General features: G+C 51.3%; 10 protein-coding genes. 5 read left to right on the top strand and 5 right to left on the bottom strand.

Going from position 1 to position 18,630, the window contains the following annotated elements; translation table 11 throughout:
• Nucleotides 1–66: 66 nt before the first annotated feature.
• On the bottom strand, nucleotides 67–3,258 hold the full coding sequence (locus CRO74_RS06240; RefSeq protein ID WP_097125122.1) for a WD40/YVTN/BNR-like repeat-containing protein: 3,192 nt from the start codon (nucleotides 3,256–3,258) through the stop codon (nucleotides 67–69).
• Between the two features lie 168 nt (nucleotides 3,259–3,426).
• On the bottom strand, nucleotides 3,427–6,492 hold the full coding sequence (locus CRO74_RS06245) for a VPS10 domain-containing protein (RefSeq protein WP_097125123.1): 3,066 nt from the start codon (nucleotides 6,490–6,492) through the stop codon (nucleotides 3,427–3,429).
• A gap of 334 nt (nucleotides 6,493–6,826) precedes the next feature.
• On the opposite strand from CRO74_RS06245, the gene CRO74_RS06250 reads away from it, so the two are divergent.
• The 4 genes from CRO74_RS06250 to CRO74_RS06265 all read left to right on the top strand — a co-directional run bounded on the left by CRO74_RS06250 (nucleotide 6,827) and on the right by CRO74_RS06265 (nucleotide 15,487).
• Nucleotides 6,827–9,241, top strand: coding sequence for a TonB-dependent receptor plug domain-containing protein (locus tag CRO74_RS06250; protein ID WP_097125124.1), 2,415 nt, complete (start codon nucleotides 6,827–6,829; stop codon nucleotides 9,239–9,241).
• An 81-nt stretch (nucleotides 9,242–9,322) separates the two neighbouring features.
• Complete coding sequence (locus CRO74_RS06255) at nucleotides 9,323–12,559, top strand: WD40/YVTN/BNR-like repeat-containing protein (RefSeq protein ID WP_097125125.1); 3,237 nt, start codon at nucleotides 9,323–9,325, stop codon at nucleotides 12,557–12,559.
• Nucleotides 12,560–12,619: 60 nt separating this feature from the next.
• A complete protein-coding gene (locus tag CRO74_RS06260) occupies nucleotides 12,620–13,675 on the top strand; it encodes a PepSY-associated TM helix domain-containing protein (protein ID WP_097125126.1) in 1,056 nt (351 codons plus the stop codon).
• A gap of 654 nt (nucleotides 13,676–14,329) precedes the next feature.
• Nucleotides 14,330–15,487, top strand: coding sequence for an acyltransferase family protein (locus CRO74_RS06265; RefSeq protein ID WP_097125127.1), 1,158 nt, complete (start codon nucleotides 14,330–14,332; stop codon nucleotides 15,485–15,487).
• A 328-nt stretch (nucleotides 15,488–15,815) separates the two neighbouring features.
• On the opposite strand, the gene CRO74_RS06270 is transcribed toward CRO74_RS06265, so the two are convergent.
• Complete coding sequence (locus CRO74_RS06270) at nucleotides 15,816–16,694, bottom strand: bifunctional 5,10-methylenetetrahydrofolate dehydrogenase/5,10-methenyltetrahydrofolate cyclohydrolase (protein WP_097126035.1); 879 nt, start codon at nucleotides 16,692–16,694, stop codon at nucleotides 15,816–15,818.
• Nucleotides 16,695–16,750: 56 nt separating this feature from the next.
• On the bottom strand, nucleotides 16,751–17,251 hold the full coding sequence (locus tag CRO74_RS06275) for a DUF4385 domain-containing protein (RefSeq protein ID WP_097125128.1): 501 nt from the start codon (nucleotides 17,249–17,251) through the stop codon (nucleotides 16,751–16,753).
• 111 nt (nucleotides 17,252–17,362) lie between these two features.
• Here CRO74_RS06275 and CRO74_RS06280 point away from each other — a divergent pair, with 111 nt between their 5' ends.
• Nucleotides 17,363–17,902, top strand: coding sequence for a DUF1349 domain-containing protein (locus CRO74_RS06280; protein ID WP_097125129.1), 540 nt, complete (start codon nucleotides 17,363–17,365; stop codon nucleotides 17,900–17,902).
• An 8-nt stretch (nucleotides 17,903–17,910) separates the two neighbouring features.
• Here CRO74_RS06280 and CRO74_RS06285 read toward each other — a convergent pair whose 3' ends face one another.
• Nucleotides 17,911–18,549, bottom strand: coding sequence for a PNPOx family protein (locus tag CRO74_RS06285; RefSeq protein WP_097125130.1), 639 nt, complete (start codon nucleotides 18,547–18,549; stop codon nucleotides 17,911–17,913).
• Nucleotides 18,550–18,630: the final 81 nt, after the last annotated feature.

The following is an 18,630-nucleotide window of genomic DNA, read 5'->3' on the forward strand; positions in this document are numbered from 1 at the left end:
CCCGGTCGGGTGCGAACTGCTGGAACATACGCCCGACCGGGACGGTCGGCACTACAAACTCTAATCTCAACCATTCGGTCTGATTTTACTCTGAATCGTTGGTTTGAGGTTTTCCAGCGTTTTGAGCTGCTCGTCCAGGCTCTTCGACAGACTGTTGTACTGGTCTTTTTGCTGCTGCGTTGGTTTCGAATCATCCGACTCGACGAAGCCGCCTAGTGCTGTAAATTTAGTGTTTAATCGAACGGGATGGTTCGTTAAATCCTGATTGGCTTTGGCCCGAAACTGGTACAGCGCGTCTTCAATCCGCAACAGTTTGTCCTTCAGTTCAATAACCGTTGGGTCATTGGGGGAGTGGCTAGCGCTGTCCAACTGCTGGCGAAGTTTACGAATTGTTAAGACACCATTCCGAAGCTCGTTGATTCGCTCCCGGATGTTGATGAGCATGTCGAACTGCTGTTTGAACTCTTCCGGCGTCGTTTCGATGCGCGGGTCTTTAATGATGTCAAATGTCTGGGTGTAGGTTTTGCCGTCTACCGTGAGCTGCACCTTGTAGTTGCCCGGCATGGCCAGCGGTCCCTTCGCCCGGCCGTGGGTAACGGAGTTGGGCAACGAGATGGGGTCGGGGTAACGCATGTCTTCCCAAACGAACGAGTTGCCGCCAATGTCGGCGGGCAGCATGGTTTCCCGGCGGACCGGTGGTGCCGGTTGGCGCATCTCAGATCGTGCAGATGAATCTTTCGACGTCGTTACCGAGGTAGAAACCGGGGTGGCACTTTTGTACGATTTGATCAACTGACCGCCGGCATCGAGGAAGGCCAGTGTGATTTGTCCTTTGGGCTTCTCTTTCAGGTAGTACACGACCTTCACGCCATTGGGCGGGTTCTTTCCCAGTTCATCGGATCCGCTGGGAACGGGTTTGATGGCCGGGTCCAGACCCGCTTTGAAGCGGACGGTTGGCCGGGGCTTGAATAGGTGAACCGCCGACTTCTGCACCTCATCCGTCAACTGATGAAGAACCGTTAGATCGTCCAGAATCCAGAACGAGCGTCCGTGCGTAGCCGCTACCAGATCGTTGTCCTGAATGGCCAGATCATGAATCGGTACCACGGGCAGATTCAACTGAAGGGGTTGCCAGCGGGCACCATCGGTAAACGACACATACATGCCTTTTTCGGTACCGGCGTACAATAAACCGCGACGTTTGGGGTCTTCGCGAATCACTCGGGTGAACTCATCGTCCGGAATTCCCTGGGTGATCTTCGTCCAGGTTTTGCCGTAATCGCTGGTCTTGTACAGGTAGGGGTGGAAGTCGTCCTGCTTGTATTTGAGAGCCGCTACATAAGCCGTTGCCGGGTCGTGGGGAGAGGGCTCTATGATGCTGATCCGGGCAAAGTCGGGCATGGCTTTCGGCGTTACGTTCTTCCACGTTTTGCCATTATCGACCGAAAGCTGAACGTAGCCATCATCCGAACCCGACCAGAGTACACCCGCTTTTACCGGCGATTCGGCCAGGGCGAAGATTGTCCCGTACCACTCGACACCCGTATTATCGCGCTTGATCGGTCCCCAGTCTTTGCCAATCGACTGGTCATCCATCGTTGGGGTTTTTTCCAGCGTGGCCGGGTCAGAGCGCGACAGGTTGGGGCTGATAACCTGCCAGCTAGCCCCCTGATCCATCGACCGGTGTACATACTGGGAGGTCGCGTACAGGACTTTCGGGTTATGGGGCGAAGTAACGACCGGATACGTCCACTGGAAGCGGTAGGCCAGATCTGCTGAGCCGTAGCCGTACATATCGTCCGGAATAACTGAAACGTCTTTGAGCTGATTCGTTTTCAGATTCAGCCGGGTGAGCCAGTGGTGGTTGGCCGCGAAGATGAGCGATGGGTCGTTTTTGTCGAAGGCGATATAACCCGATTCACCCCCGCCCACGTCGAAGTTCTGATCGGGGTAGATGGCCCCGTAATCTGAGCGGCTGGGGACAGAAATGGTCGAATTGTCCTGTTGGGCACCATACACCCGATACGGAAACTTGTTGTCCGTAATAACGTGGTACATCTGGGCGGTGGGCTGGTTATAAATGCTCGACCACGATTTGCCGCCGTCGAAGGTGACCGTACCGCCCCCGTCGTTGGCCTGTACCATCCGGTTGGTGTCGTTGGGGTCAATCCAGAGCTGGTGGTTATCGCCGTGGGGTGGGTCGACTTTTTTGTAGGTCTTGCCGCCATCTTTCGATTTCCACATGTCGATGTTCAGCACCCAGATGGTCTCGCTGTCTTTGGGGTCGGCCGCGAGGTGATGGTAATACCAGGGGCGTTGGAACAGATCGGCGAATTGGCTGACGAGCTGCCAGGACTTTCCGGCATCGTCCGTTCGATAAACGCCCGTCTGTTCATTTTCGGCTTCAATAATGGCCCAGATACGGTCGGGTCTGGATGGTGACAGCGCCAGTCCAATGCGGCCCCGATTGGTGCCCGTTGGCAGGCCGGTATTTCGGGTAATATCGGTCCAGGTATCACCGCCGTCTGTCGATTTGTGGATACCCGCCCCCGGCCCGGCACTGCGAACGCCCCACGGAAACCGCCGGAATTCGAAGGTGGAGGCATACATGGTTTTGGGATTGGCCGGGTCGATGGTCAGGTCAATCGCGCCGACGTTGGGGTTTTTGTAGAGGACTTTCTTCCAGGATTTACCGCCATCGGTGGTTCGGAAAATGCCCCGTTCTTCATTTGGGCCAAAGGCATGGCCCAAGGCCGCTACGTAAACGACATCCGGATTGGTGGGGTCGATGATTACCTGACCAATGTGGTAGGTGTCTGTCAGGCCAATGTGTTTCCACGTTTTGCCCGCATCGGTCGATTTATAGACCCCATCGCCGTGCGACAGGTTACCCCGCAGCGTATGTTCGCCCATCCCTACATACAGGACCTTGGGGTTTGATCTAGACACCGCCACGGCACCGACGGTTCCCGTCTTAAAAAAGCCGTCCGAAATGTTTTGCCAGGTAATGCCCCCATTCTCCGTTTTCCAGACACCCCCGCCGGTAGTGCCCATGTAAAACACGAGTCGCTCGGTAGGGTGCCCCGCCACGCAAACCGAACGCCCACCCCGAAAGGGGCCAATGTTTCGCCATTGCATGGCTTTCATAATGGAAGCCTGAGAAGCGTCCTGCGTCAGTAAGGTCGTTTGTGCCTGAGAGACCAGGCTGCTTAGCAGAATGAAGAAGCTAATAAAGGGATAGGTAAGTTGTTTTATCATAGTTTGGGAGATGAGGTTGTATGAGGGGTTGAGGGTTTTGGTGCGAGGTGGCGAGGGCTAAGGCTGGCGCGGGCATTTGCCCGTGCCTCTTAATAATGCAAGCATTCGCTTGCGTCAGTGAATACTGACTTTATAAAAAGGCACGGGCAAATGCCCGCGCCAGCTTTGCTACATCCCAATACGTTGAACCGTTTTCGTTTTCAGCAGCGTGTCCAGTTCGGCCAGTTGTTTGTTCAGGTCGCCGGTGAGTTCTTCGTAGACTTTGTAGGAGCCGTTGGTAGGTTTGGCATCGCCGGATTCGATGCTGCGCCAGAGAGCCGCCAGCCGGTTGTTGAGCTTGATCGGGAAGTTCAGCGGGTCTTGTCCGCTTTGGTTACGAATCTGATACAGGTTCTCTTCAATGATGCTCAACTGCTCTTTCAGCTTTTTATTGGCCGGACTGTCTGGCTGTTTGGCCAGTTTTTCCTTCACCGCCCGAATCTGAACGACCGCGTCATTGGCCTTGCTCGTTTCATCCCGAATCTTCATCGCCATCTTGAATTGCTCCTGTACATCGGCCGTGGTCACGCCTTTCAGCCGGGGATCGAGTTTGATCTCGAAAGGCTGCGTAAACGTTTGGTCACCCACGGTTAATCGTACCTGATACTGGCCGGGCAACGCCAACGGACCGGAGGTCGGACGAGCGCCCCACATGATCATGCCTTTGAAATACGTAGCACCGGGGTAGCGTAAATCCCATTCGTAGCGATTCAGACCGGCCGCTGTGGTTGGGAGCTTAACCTGCGGTTTGCCTGCTTCCTCGTCGTCCTCATCGACTTTCGGATAGGTTGGTTTATTTCCCGTAAACGACTGGATAAGTGTTCCGGCGGCATCAAGAATTTCGATTTTCACGCTATCCGCTTTCTTCGCCAGATAGTACTGAAAAACGGCTGGCTGTACCCGGCGAACGGCGTAGTAGGGCTTGAACAGGTGAACGGCTTTTTTGCCCAAATCGGACGTGAACTCACGAACGGGCGCTACATCGTCCAGCACATACATTGAGCGGCCGTGCGTACCGATCACCACATCTTTCTCCGTCACCTGAATGTCCGAAATCTGGGTGTCGGGTAGTTTGAGTTGCAGGGGCTGCCAGTTTTCGCCGTCGTTGAACGATACCCAAACGCCGTGCTCCATACCCGCGTAGAGCAGGCCAGGGCGGGTGATGTCTTCCCGGATGGCATGAGCGTAATCGTCGGTGCGTAGACCGCTGATGATCTTTTTCCAGGTCTTTCCGTAATCATCCGTTTTCCACAGATAGGGTGTGCGGTCGTCCATCTGGTAGCGTTTGGCGGCTACATAAGCCGTGCCCGGTTTGTGCCGCGACGCTTCGATAATGCTCACTCGGGTGTGTTTGGGCATATCTGGGGGAGTGATTTTCTGCCAGCTTTTGCCGTGGTCGCGGGTAATGTGAATCAGGCCATCGTCCGAGCCCGCCCAGATCGTGTTGACATTATGATAGGAGGGGGCCAGTGCGAAAACGGTCGCGTAAATCTCCGGGCCGTTCATGTCCATGGTAATAACGCCCCCGGTTTTGCCCAGCGTTGCCGTGTCGGCCAGGGTCAGGTCCGGGCTGATTTTATCCCAGCTCTGGCCTTCGTTGGTCGATACCCACACGTGCTGCGAACAAACATAAAGCCGGTTCGGGTCTTTGGGCGAGAAGACAATCGGGTAAGTCCACTGCCAGCGTTCGGGCAGGGCGCTGGCGGGTTCGCCGGAGAAGAAACGCGGATAAACCTGCACATCGCGGGTTTGGCCGGTCGTTCGGTCGTAGCGGGTGAGTAACGCGCCCTGACTGCCCGCGTAAAAGATGTTCGGGTTCTTCGGGTCCTGCGCAATGTAGCCCGACTCGCCACCGCCAACTTCGTAAGTCCATTCGCTCTTCTTAAGAGAATTACCTCGGGCTAACTGATTGGTCCAGCCTTCGCTGGCTACGGCTACCGTCGAGTTGTCCTGCTGGGCACCGGCAACGTGATAGGGAAAATCGTTGGTGGCGGTAATATGGTAGAGTTGAGCCGTGGGGAAGTTTTCATCCGTCCAGGATTTTCCGCCGTTGACCGACACGGCTGCACCGCCGTCGTTCGACGTAATCATGCGAGTCGAATCGGCCGGGTCAATCCATAAGTCGTGGTTATCGCCGTGGGGTACCTTCAACGACTTATTGAACTTCACGCCCCCATCCGACGATTTGAAGAAATCGACGTTGAGGCAGTAAACGCCGTTTTTGTCGAGGGGATCGGCATAGATTCGGGAATAGTAGAAGGCCCGCTGACGAAGCTTCCGTTCGTCGTTGACGTGTTTCCAGGTCATGCCGGCATCATCCGAGCGGTACACGCCCCCGTCTTCGGCCTCCACTATGGCCCACACCCGATTTGGATCGACGGGCGAAACGGTCACGCCAATTTTGCCGACCGTCCCTTTTGGCATCCCCGGTTTGCGGGTCAGTTCGGTCCAGGTTTCACCCCCGTCGGTCGATTTGAACAGGCCGGAGTCGCCCCCGCCACCCCACATCTTCCAGGGTTTGCGATACACTTGCCAGATCGAGGCATAGAGGACGTTCGGGTTGGTGCGGTCGATGATCAGGTCGACACCCCCGGCTTTGTCGCTTTTGTAGAGGACTTTCTTCCAGCTTTTGCCGCCATCGGTAGTTCGGAAAATACCTCGTTCTTCGTTGGGGCCGTAGGGATGTCCCAACGCGGCTACGTAAACTATATCGGGGTTGGTGGGGTGAATACGGACGCGGGCAATGGCCTGGGTATTTTTCAGCCCAATATTGGTCCAGGTCTTCCCGGCGTTGATGGATTTATAGACGCCATCGCCCTGCATGATATTGCCCCGGAGCTGGGTCTCGCCCGTTCCGATATACACAACATCAGGATTTGATTCGGCTACGGCCACAGCACCGACGGATGAACTGGTCAACTGACCATCCGTAACGGGCGACCAACTTTGGCCGCCATCCGTTGTTTTCCACAAGCCTCCGCCAACGGCTCCGAAATAATATTCCTGTTTACGGCTCGGCGACCCGGCCGACCCCAGTGACCGGCCGCCACGGGTTGGGCCAATATTACGCCAGGCCATACCTTTAAATACGGGGTTGATGACGGTGTCGGGCTGTGTGGTTTGCTGGGCCCAACTGCTTGTGTTCAGGAGGAGGCTGAAAGCAATTGCCATCCGATATACGATAAGATGTTTCATAGATGCAGGGTAAATAGGAAGATAAGGGGATTCATTGGTGTATTGAGAAGAGAGCGCTTGTCACTGAATAGACGAAGAATTTGTCAGTAGGTTTACCACGGACAAACTTAGGAAAGTCCAATCCTAATTCACATAATCAGTACTAAGAAATATATTTTGAATTATTGGAAGAGTGCGTTATTTTAATCAGGGTAAGTTTAATTCAACCAATTATTTTTCTTAGCTATTTCGTTGAGAGCCAAATAATCAATAATTGAATGAGTTGTTTTCTGATGAGATTAGGTATAGTCTCTTTAGCTTTACGGCATTAAAAAGTATTAATGTAGTAAAGCGTATGAAACGGCTTCTTTATTTACCCTTTTGTTTATTGCCTATTTTGACATTTGCTCAAACCTTGTTGGTTCGGGATAAAACGACTCTTCAAGCCATCGAAAATGTAGAAGTCAGCGGGGGGGCTACTGAGTCACCCCGGCCTGTTTTTACGAACCGTTCGGGCCAGGTCGATGCGTCGAGGTTAGGCAGTGGCGGCAACGTTAGCTTCCGTCGGGTGGGTTACCAGACCGTTCAGTATTCAATGGAGCAGCTTCGGGCAATTAATTACAACGTGCTGCTAGCCGAAAAGCAGCTGGATCTGAATGAAGTTGTCGTTGCGGCTAATCGTACTGCCGAGCCGATCTCGCGGGTGGCCCAGCCCATTCGCGTCTTTACCCGAAACGAACTGCGTTTCCTGAACCAGCCGACCATGGCCGAGGTGTTGCAGCAAAGTGGGCAGGTGATGGTTCAAAAGAGCCAGCTCGGGGGAGGAAGCCCCATTCTTCGTGGTTTTGAGGCCAATAAAGTGTTGATGGTAGTCGATGGGGTTCGGATGAACAACGCCATCTTTCGGGGCGGGCACCTGCAAAACATTCTGACCATCGACAATGCCGCTGTCGAACGGCTGGAAGTTGCCTTAGGGCCGGGTTCGGTGGTGTATGGCAGCGATGCGCTGGGGGGCGTTATCTACGTACAAACACTGTCGCCGAAGGTAGGTGCTTCGGGAAATACAGCTATCAATGCCAATGGCTTTGTTCGCTACGGCAGTGCCATGAATGAAAAAACAGCTCATGCCGACTGGAACATAGGGTTTCGCAAATGGGCGTTTACAACGAGTGTTACCGGTTCGGACTTTGGCGATCTTCGGCAGGGGAAGCAACGCAACGCCGATATGGGGCAGCTGGGTTTACGCCCATTCTACGCAGGTTTTGAGAACAATACCGATGTGAAGATCACCAATCCTGACCCGTTGGTTCAGGTTGCATCGGGCTATAAACAGGTCGATCTGTTGCAAAAAGTGCTGTTTCAGCCGACCGACCGTACGCAGCACTTGCTCAATGTTCAGTTCTCGACCAGCAGCGATATTCCACGATACGACCGACTTACCGAAGTCGATGCGAAGGGGAATCCAAGCCACGCTCAATGGTATTATGGCCCACAAAAGCGTCTTTTAACGGCTTATGGCCTGACCAAACAGTTTAGCTCAGGTGTGGCCGATGAACTCAAACTCATTGCAGCCTACCAGTCGATTGAAGAGAGCCGACATAACCGACGCTTCGGAAATTATGGCTTGCAGCATCGAACGGAAAATGTGAACGTCTGGACGCTGAATGCCGATTTGAAAAAGAAAGTGGCTGAATCGCATATGCTGCGCTACGGGTTCGAAGGGACCTACAATACCGTTCAGTCGACGGCGTACCGGCAACATGTACAAACCGGGAAAATTGACCCGCTGGACACCCGCTACCCCGATGGAGGAGCCAATACCCAGTCATTGGCGGGTTATGTGTCGGGAACGCTGGATGTAAGCAGTCGCTCCACGCTCACCTACGGAGCCCGTTATGCGTACAATCGACTATACGCCAAATTCAACGATAAGACATTCTTTCCCTTTCCGTTCAATGACATCACCCAGCAGTCGGGTGCCGTTACGGGTAGCCTGGGCTGGGTAACGCGCCTGCCGGGCGACTGGCAACTGGCCACGTCGATTGCATCGGGGTATCGGGTGCCGAATGTCGATGATCTCGCGAAAGTGTTTGAGTCGGTGGCTGGGAATCTCATCGTCCCGAATCCGAATCTGAAACCGGAACGCACGTACACCTTCGATGCGGGCGTTCGGAAGCAGATTGCCGAGCGGGTGTCGCTCGAACTCGAAGGCTTTTACACAATCTACAACAATGCCATCAACACCCAGCCGGGCACGTTGAACGGACAATCGCAGATTGACTACAACGGACGCACCAGCCGCATCGTTACACAGGTGAACTCGCAACGGGCGCGGTTATTTGGATTCAATGCGCAGGTTTCTGCCGATCTGACACAATCGCTTACTTTGTTTGGTACCGTTACCTACACCAAAGGCCGTATCCGGACCGATTCAACAGCCTACCCACTCGACCACATTCCACCGCTTTACGGCAAAGGCGGCCTCCGCCTGACGATCAAGCAGTTTCGGGCTGAGGCCAATGTGTTGTTCAATGGCTGGAAACGCCTGAGTGAATACAATCTGGTTGGAGAGGACAACATCGTTTATGCCACATCGCAGGGTATGCCTGCCTGGCAAACGATCAACCTGCGGACCAGCTATCAGCTTAATCGGTTCGTGCAGGTGCAGGCGTCTCTGGAAAATTTGCTGGATCGCAACTACCGGGTTTTTGCGTCGGGCATCAGTGCGCCGGGCCGAAATCTGGTTCTCACCCTGCGAGGGACCTTATAAATGAGAGTGTGCAACCGATTTAATGCCTTTTCTCCGTTTCCTTGTATTATTTTGCAACATCCCAAACTAACCAAATTTTTCATGGTAAATAGGAAATTTACTAACTGTATAATTGCCCTCGTAGTAATAGGCTTACAAAGCAATCTCACCTTTGCCCAGCGGAAAAGTAAACCAGTCCCTAAGTCAACGGCCGTCCAATCGACCGATAGCCTGATCAATGGCCTGCGCTGGCGCAATATTGGCCCCTTTCGGGGTGGGCGGTCGCTGGCCGCTGCCGGGCATTCGAGCCAGCCGCTAACCTATTATTTCGGGGCCACGGGTGGTGGCGTCTGGAAAACGATCGACGGCGGTGCCAACTGGTTCATGATCTCGGACAGCACCTTCAAATCCAGTTCAGTCGGCGCGGTTGCCGTGGCTCCTTCCGACCCGAACACGATTTATGTAGGGATGGGCGAAGCCGATATTCGAAGTAATATTGCCAATGGCGACGGGGTCTATAAATCGACAGACGCCGGAAAAACCTGGAAACACATTGGCCTAAAAATGGCCGATGCGGTCGCCAGCATTGAAATTCACCCGACCAATCCCGATGTGGCGTATGTGGCCGCTTTAGGAAACCCCTTTGCTCCCAACAAGGAGCGGGGCCTGTTTCGAACCACCGATGGCGGCAAAACCTGGAAACCCATTCTGACAAAAAATGATAGCACGGGAGCCATCGTCGTAAAACTCGACCCGAACAACCCGTCTATCGTCTACGCGTCGATGTGGCAGGCCTACCGGAACAGCTACACGATGAGCAGTGGCGGTCCCGGTTGTGGGTTGTTCAAATCGACCGACGGTGGCGATACCTGGACGAACCTGAGTACCAAACCCGGTATGCCAAAAGGCTTGCTGGGAAAAATCGGGATAACCGTTTCGCCTGCCAACTCGAACCGGCTCTATGCCATGGTCGAGAATGCAAAAGGTGGTTTATACCGCTCGGACGATGCCGGGGAGTCGTGGCAGTTGATCAATGAAGACAAAAACCTCTGGCAACGCCCGTGGTATTACATGATGCTGGCCGCCGATCCGCAGGATGAGAACGGCCTGATCGTGCTGAACGTGAACGCCCTGAAATCCTACGACGGCGGTAAATCATTTTCGACCATTGGCGTACACCATGGCGATACACACGACATCTGGTGGAACCCCAAAAATCCACAGAACTTTATCATTGCCGATGATGGCGGTGCCGAGATCACCTATAACGGGGGCGCAACCTTTTCTGATGTCGACATTCCAACCTCGCAGTTTTACCACGTAGCCGTCGACAACGATTTTCCGTATAACCTCTACGGCGCTCAGCAGGATAATTCCTCCATTCGAATCGCCAGCCGCACGACCGAGTATTCCATTGGCAAGTCGGCCTGGTATCCGGTATCGGGTGGCGAGTCGGGTTACATAACTCCCGACCCGAACAATCCGAACGTGACCTACGGCGGTAGCTACGATGGCCTGATTACCCGCTACGATAAAGCGACAGACCAGAATCAGGTCATCAACGTGTATCCCGAATATTTCATGGGCGCGCCATCGTCGGCGCGGAAATACCGTTTTCAGTGGACGTATCCCATCGTCTTCTCGCCCCACGACAGCAAAACGCTGTACATCACCTCGCAATACCTGCACCGCAGTACCGACAATGGCCACTCCTGGCAGGACATCAGCCCCGACCTGACCCGCAACGACCCCAAAACCCAGGGCGATACGGGCGGCCCGATCACCAAAGACAATACTGGTGCCGAAACTTTCCCCACGATCTTCACCTTCGCCGAATCGCCGGTTGAAAAGAATATCTTCTGGGCTGGTTCCGACGATGGACTGATGCACATCAGCCGCGATGGCGGCAAAAACTGGCAGAACATCACCCCGTCCCCATCCATGTTGCCCGAAATGGCCATTATGAGCATGGTTCACCCATCTGATCACACGGCGGGCAAAGCGTATCTGGCGGCCAAGCGGTACATGTCCGGCGACCGTAAGCCCTACCTGTTTAAAACGACGGATTACGGCAAAACCTGGACGAGCATATCGGCGGGTATCCCCTCGGATGAGCATTGCCACGTGGTACGCGAGGACCCAAATAAACCCGGACTGTTGTACGCCGGAACCGAGCGCGGAGTGTATGTTTCGTTTAACGATGGCGGTTCGTGGGAGAAGTTAAGTATGAATTTACCGGTTACTCCCGTTCGCGATTTGCAGATTCAGAAGCGCGAGAAAGATTTGGTCATTGCGACCCACGGTCTGGCATTCTGGATCATGGACGACATTAGCCCGCTGCATGAACTGATGGATGTGAAACAGGGCGGTAAATCGGTGGCGCAGATGCATTTGTTCAAGCCCCGTCATGCCTACCGCATGGAAGGCGGTGCCGGTAATTCTCGCCGTGGTCGGGCTGCTCCGTCGGACGAAGGCGAAAATGCCCAGAATGGTGTCATTACGCGTTATTATCTCAAAAGCAAGCCGACGAAAGAACTGCGGCTGATTTACATGACGACGAACGGCGATACCATCAGTTCGTACTCCAGCACGAAGGACAAAAAAGGACAGCCGCTCAAGATAGCGAAGGAGTTTTATCAGGACGAAACCGTCCAACGACCCGGCTCAATACCCGCCAGTCCGGGTATGAATGTGTTCGTTTGGGACATGCGTTATCCCGATGCCACCGCCGTTGACGGCATCAACGTAATGTGGACGGGGCGTGGAACGGGAGCGAAAGTCATTCCCGGCATGTACAAAGTTCGGATGTTGCTGGGCGATTCGCTGATCTCAGAGCAGCCCATTGAAATCCGGAAAAACCCCCGTTTAGCGATCACCGCTGCCGAATACCAGGAGCAGTTTGACCTTTTGCAGAAGATCAACGGAAAGCTGTCCGAAACGCATAAAGCCATCAACCAGCTTCGCCTGATCAGAACCCAGATCAACGGCTATACGAATGGTGTGAAAGACCCGAAAATTGCCGAGAAGTTCAAAAACGCGGCCAAGCCCATCGTTGAGGAGTTGGATAAAATTGAATCGACCCTGATGCAGCCGAAGTCGAAAGCACCGCAGGACGCTCTGGCGTATCCGATTCGTCTGAACGACAAAATTGCCGGTGTAGCTTCGGTTGTTTCCTCGGCCGATACCAAGCCAACCAAATCATCGTACACCGCGTATGATGACCTCTCGAAACAGATTGATACTGCGCTGACGAAGCTGAAAGAAGTTATCAACACGCAGGTGCCGAGCTTCAATAAAATGGTAACCGAGCAGCAGGTGCCCGCAATTATTTTGAATTAACTGTGTAGTACCGCATCGGCGTCCCGGCGACCTCCCGGTCGGTACTACTAATCAATACCTATGTTCTCCGATAAAAATATTTACCGATACCACCGAATTCTTGGTTTGGTTGGCGGTCTTTTCATTCTACTCCTGACCGTCACCGGCTCCATTCTGGTCGTTGAAAAGCAGGTTGATTCGTTACTGAATCCAACCCTGACTCAGGTTGAACCCGCTGGTCAACGCCAGCCCTACAGTAAACTGATTGCCGCCCTTAACCAGCAATATCCAGCGGCTACCCTACGAAACATACGGTTGTCGGATAGCCCCACCGAAGCCATCCGGGCCGATCTGATGGACAAGGGCGAACGGGTCTGGGTATCCATCAACCCCTATACCGGAGCCATTATCGGGGCTCGACAAGCCGAGGCAACGTTAATCCGGCGGGCACGTGAGCTGCACGAAAATTTGTTGCTGGAGCCTGTAGGCGGCTTTGTGATGGGACTGGCGGGTATTTGCCTGATGGGGTCTGTGCTGACTGGAACCTGGTATTACCGGCGGTCGCTGCTGAGCGTGTTCAAGATTGGCGTACGCTGGAACAAAGCCCCCCGGATTGTGTATGCCGACATTCATAAGTGGCTTGGCGTTGTGGCGTTGCTGTTCATGCTTATGATGAGTGCCACGGGTATTTTCTTCCACTGGGAACAGATCGAGCGGAAGTTTGGCGATGGGCGAAAATCAGAAAATACAACGGCTGCTCCAATATCGTTGTCAACGATTCCGGTTGATGCAGCAGTGACTTCTGCTAAGGCATCCATTGCTGATTTTCAGCCTCAGCTCATCGATTTTCCCAAACCGGGCGATACCACAATGGTCATTCGGGGCAATATGCCGGGTAGCCTTCGGATACTTGGGAAGTACAACGTGTCGGCCACGGTCGATGCCCGGACTGGAAAATACATCAGCGGATTCGACGCCCGCGATGCCGATCTGGAATACATCGCCGAACATATTTTCGAGGAACTGCACTTTGGTCGTTACGGCGGCATCATTACCCAAGTGCTTTACATTATTCTGGCAATGGCCACCGCTATCGTAACCGTTAGTGGGTTGTTCTTGTGGTATTTGAAGAAGTGACATAGAGCTACAAACTGATGGGTTCTGGTGGTGTGGGGTCTGAAGACTCAACATCACCAGGACCCATTAGTTTGTAGCTCTATGTCATCAGGATGTATGTTAACATGGATATTTTTCGACCCTGTTAATGAGCAATTTTACTTAACATAAGTAAACCATAGCCAGCGTTATTGGATTCGCTTGATAACCGATCTTGTACTTGGTTTATGTGGGTAAAGGCCGATATTCTTCATCAATGTCCGGAGCTTCGAAATAGATTTATTCATCAAATAAGTCAAAGCACTGAAAAAAAAGAAGAAGTTTTTTGAAAAATTTTTAAAGTTTTGTTTTTATATATTTAAAAAATAAAACTTTAAATTTACATTAATTAATTTATGAATATAAAAGATTATTCATAGAATGAGGCTTTAATTGTTAATTAATAAAAGAGAATAAATATTAACAATAAAGTGTGTATATATTAGACTTATTCATATTTATATTATCAGTAAAAGAATTTTTTTTAGCAATAATATATGAAAATGATGATCTAAGTTAATAGAGTATCGTTCAATTCTTTGTAGTCTAATTGTCAGATGAAAATGATTTCATTTTCTGGTCGTAGCTTTGTTTTCAACCTACAGAATGGTGTGAATTTTAAACAGCTTTACTACCATGAGTATGAAAGTAAAAGAATCTTCTCATTTGTCCTTTTTAGACGGACTAAGAGCAATTGCTGCTTTATACGTTGTTCTATATCATGCTAAAATGCAGGTTATAGACAAGCCCAAAATACAAATAGTAAACCTATTGGGACGTATGTTTGACTTCGGGCATTATGCCGTTGATGTATTCATTGTTATATCCGGGTTTTGCTTAATGCTTCCAGTGGTAAAAAATAAAGGAATTTTACCTAGAAGCACATTCGATTTTATTAAGAGACGGGCTAAACGCATATTACCGCCTTATTATTTATCAATAGTCTTTGCCTTAATACTTATCGCTACGCTAATTGGTGAGAAAACGAATACACATTGGGATACATCTATTCCAGTTTCAATTTTCGATATTTTAACTCACCTCGTTTTAATTCAAGATATATTTTTGGATTCAAGTACAAAGATTAGCCATTCTCTTTGGTCTGTTTCTGTTGAATGGAGAATATATTTACTCTTTCCAGCTATGCTTATTTTTTGGAGAAGTAAAGGGCCATTTATAGTAACATTTTTGGCAATTTTCATTTCATGTTTATTGTGGTTTTCTTTAGATGTAATGACTATACCTAATTTAAACATGACTGAATATGGTATGTGTATCCACTATATAGGCCTTTTTGCAATGGGTATGTTAGCGGCAGAAATATCGTTTTCTATGCAGCCTTTTTATGGTAAAATCAGACAGAATATATCGGGTATGCATCTACAGTACTTACCATTCTTAATCTTCATGGTAGCGATGGCTCTAAAAAATTATACACATTGGGTATTGATCGATATTCTCATAGGCTGTTCCGCATCTACTTTGTTAATAGGGCTTTCTACAAACAAACTTAACAAAGTTAAGAGGCTACTCTCCTGGAATCCGTTGGTGTTTATTGGAACTTTTGCTTATAGTATATATCTAGTTCATCCTCCTCTTCTTCAGGTTATTCATCAGTACTTCCTAAATCCATTGAACCTAAGTACAGATGCTCTACTTATAGTTTTTCTTTTTGTAAGTCCAATATTTGTCGTATTTCTAGCTTATATTTTCTTTCTAGTGGCCGAAAAGCCGTTTATTCCTGGAAAAAAACATAAAAGTTATGATATCGCGAAAGTGACCGTCAATAGCTAATCCTGTTTACCAGAGCTCGGTTTCAACTTCTCAGCCGAACGCCTTCGTCCAGTTCACTGCCGATTTTCAGACACAACTACCCCTCTTATTTGCCAGTGTATAGTACACGTCAGACCGCCAGCGAGAACCAGGCCATTTTGGCCTCCTCACTGGCGGAGCGCTAAATTCCAGACCCAGATGCGGGTCAAGCGAAGTTCACAGACCTTGGTAGGTGCTAGACTCACCAAGGAGAGTAGTTACTAGTTGAGCAACCACCGAGTAAGTCGCTACCAAAGCTTTAAGGTTTAACAATGATCCTGATACAAAGCTTAAGACACACATGGCTTGACTAATAAATCTCTCCGCGCGCAGCTTTCAGGGTATTCTGCATCAGTGAGCAGATGGTCATCAGACCAACTCCGCCCGGAACCGGGGTGATGAAGCTCGTTTTCGGCGCTACTTCGTCGAATTTGACGTCGCCTTTGAGAGAAAAGCCGCTTTTCTTGCTGGCATCCGGCACCCGCTCCAGACCCACGTCGATAACCACGGCTCCCTCTTTTACCATATCAGCCGTAACGAACTCTGGTTTGCCAAGGGCAGCTACCAGAATATCGGCAGAGCGGCATATCTCGGCGAGGTTTTGCGTCCGGCTGTGAGTGATGGTTACGGTGCAATTGCCGGGATACGTATTCCGCTGCATTAGAATCGACATTGGTAAGCCCACAATCTGACTCCGGCCGACAACCACACAGTGTTTCCCGGCGGTTTTAATGTCGTATCGTTTAATCATTTCCAGAACGCCCTGTGGCGTCGCCGAAATGTAGGCGGGTAATCCTTTCGCCATTCGGCCAATGTTTATCGGGTGAAAACCGTCCACATCTTTGGCGGGATTGATGGTTTCCATTACGCGGTCGGGATTGATATGGTCGGGGAGGGGGAGCTGGACGATCAGGCCGTCCATATCGGGATTTTCGTTCACCTCGCGAACCTTGTCGAGAAGTTCATCTTCCGTAACCGACGGGTCGAATCGGATGAGGGTAGAGTGCATGCCAACCTCTTCGCAGTTTTTCATTTTAGAGGCCACGTAGGTTTCCGAGGCTCCTTTATTGCCTACCAGAATAGCGACCAGATGCGGGATTTTGCCACCCTGCTCTTTGATCTGTGCGACTTCTGCCGCGATTTCCTGTTTTATTTGTGCTGAAAGAAACTTACCGTCAAGGAGTTGCATAAGGTAGTCGTCAATGATTGATCGAATCAGCCGCAAAGGTCGCAAAGATTAGGGAACTACCCGTATTTCTGCTGCCATTCCTTCTTTAGTTTCTTGTAGTCGGCATCTTCCCGTGCTTCGAGGTACTTCCCGTAAAATATCCGGGCCGACTCCGCTTTTACCGGGTCTTCTTCGCGGGGCAACTGATCGCGGCCGTGTGCGCCGGACTGCCCTTTTTTGTCGTCAGGGACGGGACCGTTGTATTTTTGACCGGTTTTGTGGTTCGCGTAACGCCTTGACCGGGTGTATCCCATTTGCAGAAACTTCCTGGCCATGTCCATGCCAATGAAGTCTCCTTTTTCCTTATAATCGAGAAAGAGCTGGTAGATCTTTTCGGACGATTCGCGGGCAATGTCGGGGGTTTTAAATCGCCAGTAGGGCAAGATTTCGTCTTTGTAGGGCCGTACCAGCAGTACGCCCATTTCGCCCTTGCCAACGCGGTAGAGTTCGGGTTGTTCGCGAAGGTTCAGCGTTCGGTAGTCAAGGTCGTAGTTAAATGCGCGATTGTTTTCTGGCATAGGCTGTCATTTTTTGTCGTGTAGGTATAACAAAAAAAGAGCAGCCAGGGGTTGTGACCGGCTGGTACAATCTTCCTGATTTGCTTAATTTTCCACTAAAATGAAAGGTCTATGATTTGGTACAACAAACCCGCCATCTGGTCGGAAGATAAGGACAGTGTATTTATGCGGGTGGATGGCGGCACGGATTTCTGGCGAGTGACGCATTACGACTTCATCCGCGATAACGGCCATTTTTACTACCGGGAGCAGAGTGGTGATTTTGTCGCCAGCGTTAAAGTGACGGGCCAGTATAAAGCGCTGTACGACCAGGCCGGACTAATGCTCCGGCTCGATGAGCAGAACTGGATAAAGACCGGTATCGAGTACGTCGATGAACTCCAGAATGTTAGTGCCGTTGTCACGCGTCAGTTTTCGGACTGGTCGGTGAGTCCCCAGACCCATCACCCGGAGTCGATCTACCTGCGTCTGACCCGTCAGGGCGATTCCGTTCGAATCGATTATTCCTTTGACGATTTTACGTACCAATTACTCCGGCTAGCTTACTTTTCACCCGATGTTACCGTACAAATTGGCCTGATGGCAGCCGCTCCAGATGGAAATGGGTTTGACGTAGTCTTCGAGCAGTTTACGGTGCTTGATATATCCTGAATGGCCGTTTAAGGGGCTAGCCACGTCATTTTTGACTCAGGCTCGTACTGGAATTTCGCCCGGACCTGTCCTTCGCGGCTTAGTCGTAAATAGTCCATCGCTAACACCCGGCACTCGATTACGGCAAAGTTTGGCCGACCCGCTTCACTTGCTTCGGGTGTTGGCAGGTTAGCACCCAGAGCGGGCGGAAAGCCGGGATAGGGGGCGGGTTGCTCACTGCCCGGCTCCTGCTCAGAAAGGTAGTTCTTGCGGCTGCCCACGCCAACCTCTTTCCAATGCTCATCGGCAATATAATCATCGGAATGTAAGTGAGTTTCGACAGTAAACCGAAGCTGCGTTCGGAGCGTTTCGTCCCAAAAGAGCAGTGTAGCGGCCGGGAATGCTTCGAATTGCATCACCTTAGCGGCCCGGACATCTGTATGGAACCAGATATACTTGCGGTCGGTATCAACTTTCCGAAGTACCACGGTGCGGGCATCGGCACTGGTTTCGGTTCGAGAGGCAACAATCATCGTTTTAAATCCGGGAGCAGGGGAGGCATCGGTGCGTTCGTCGAGAACGGATGCCAGTTGCTGCCAGCTAGCCTTTGCAATATCGGCAAGTGAATGGGTCGGTCCGGGGTAAACGGAGGGTTCAGGTGAAGTCATTCGAATGAAAGTAGGCATTTAGAGCCGTGTACAGGCTGGTAAACGTGTGGTAGACTTTATTTGTTTGTCTTCGAAAGGTAT

Source organism: Spirosoma fluviale (assembly GCF_900230225.1).
Lineage (GTDB): Bacteria > Bacteroidota > Bacteroidia > Cytophagales > Spirosomataceae > Spirosoma > Spirosoma fluviale.